We start from the raw sequence: 1,761 nt of genomic DNA, 5'->3' as shown, positions 1-1,761 counted from the left end.
GGGGTCGGCATGCCGTTGCCGAGGAAGAAGCCGGGGTGCGGGGGCTGGTTGTAGGCGGTGTTCTGCCAGGCGAGCGCGGTGCGGTACTGGGTGTCGTGCAGCAGGGTGGTGATCCGCAGATCGGTGGGATTCGGGGTGGCGTAGATCCGCAGGGCCCGGTTGTCGGTCGTGGGCCAGACGACTTCCTCGCGCCAGTCGCCGAAGAGGTCGCCGGAGAGCGAGGGCGTCGCCTTGGTGTCGTTGTTGGAGTGCACGCCCGATGCGGTCAGCAGCCGGGTGTCGGAGCCGGTGCCGTACTTGTCGATGTGGGTGCCGTCCAGCAGTTCGCGGACCGGGTCGCCGTCCCACCAGGCCAGGAAGTTCGCCGAACCGGGCTTGCGGCCGATGTTCTGGCCGGCGGCGCTGTACAGGCCGCTCACACCCGACGACCAGGACTCGGCGCCGGGGCTGCCGGCGTAGACGTCGTCCGAGACGCCCCGGCCGTTGTCGCAGCCGCAGCTGGGGTTCGACCAGAGGATCTTGCCGGTCTTGGCGTCGGCGAACCAGGCGGCGAGCTTGGAGGTGTCCTCGTCGACCTTGAAGACCTCCAGGCCCGGGTGGGAGGGGTCGAGGTCGCCGACGTGCAGGGCGTCGCCGTGGCCCTGGCCGGTGTTCCACAGCCGGGCGCCGTTGTCGTCCACGGCCATGGAGCCGTACTCGATCTCGTCCTTGCCGTCGCCGTCGAGGTCGGCCGTGACGAGCTGGTGGTCGCCCTGGCCGGCGTAGGAGCTGTTGCCCGAGTCGTTGCTGTCGAAGCGCCAGCGCTCGGTGAGCCTGCCGTCCCGCCAGTCCCACGCGGCGATCACGGTACGGGTGTAGTAGCCGCGGGCCATGACGATCGACGGGCGCGTGCCGTCGAGGTAGGCGGTGCCGGCCAGGAAGCGGTCCACCCGGTTGCCGTAGCTGTCGCCCCAGGAGGAGACGGTGCCGCGCGGCGGGTCGTAGTTCACGGTCTGCATCGCCGCACCGGTCTGCCCGTTGAAGACGCTCAGGAATTCAGGTCCCGACAGCACGTAGCCCGAGGAGTTGCGGTAGTCCGCGCTCGCGCTGCCGATCGTCTTCCCCGTGCCGTCCACCGATCCGTCGGCGGTCTTCATGACGACCTCGGCCTTGCCGTCGCCGTCGTAGTCGTAGACCTGGAACTGCGTGTAGTGCGCGCCCGAGCGGATGTTGCGGCCCAGGTCGATCCGCCACAGCCGGGTGCCGTCCAGCGTGATGCCGTCCAGGATGGTGTCGCCGGTGTAGCCGGACTGGGAGTTGTCCTTGGCGTTGGTCGGATACCACTTCAGTACGAGGTCGAGCCGGCCGTCGCCGTCGAGGTCGCCGACCGAGGCGTCGTTGGCCGTGTAGGTGTAGGCGACACCGTCGGGCGTGGTGCCGCCGGCCGGCGGTGAGATCGGCACATCGTGGTAGCCGTCGGCGAAGGACAGCGAGGCGGGGGACGCGGCCTGCTCGGCGCCGTTCACCACCGCCCGCACGGTGTACGCGGAGCCGGCCGCGGCGCCGGCGTCCAGGTAGTCCGTCGCGCCGGTCAGCGGCGCTGGGTTGACCTTGGTGCCGCCGCGGTAGACGTTGAAGGCGACGGTGTCGGGGTCGGTGCCGAGCCAGCGCCAGGACACGAGGTTGCCGGAGCCGCTGCGTACCGAGATCACCCCGCGGTCGAGCTTCTCGACCTGGCGGCCCTGGCCGGTGGCCGGCGGGGAGGTCGGCGGGGTGGTGGGA

The 1,761-nt window shown here is 70.7% G+C and carries 1 protein-coding gene; it reads right to left on the bottom strand.

All coding sequences use genetic code 11. From position 1 onward, the window contains the following. Positions 1-1,761: rhamnogalacturonan lyase (locus V7E46_RS33460; RefSeq protein ID WP_333771915.1), on the bottom strand; the 1,761-nt coding region annotated here is incomplete at both ends.

This window comes from Streptomyces sp. IBSBF 2435 (genome assembly GCF_036815005.1).
Classification (GTDB): domain Bacteria; phylum Actinomycetota; class Actinomycetes; order Streptomycetales; family Streptomycetaceae; genus Actinacidiphila.
The sequence above is the reverse complement of the archived record's forward strand: the minus strand, read 5'-3'. Positions and strand labels throughout refer to the sequence as shown.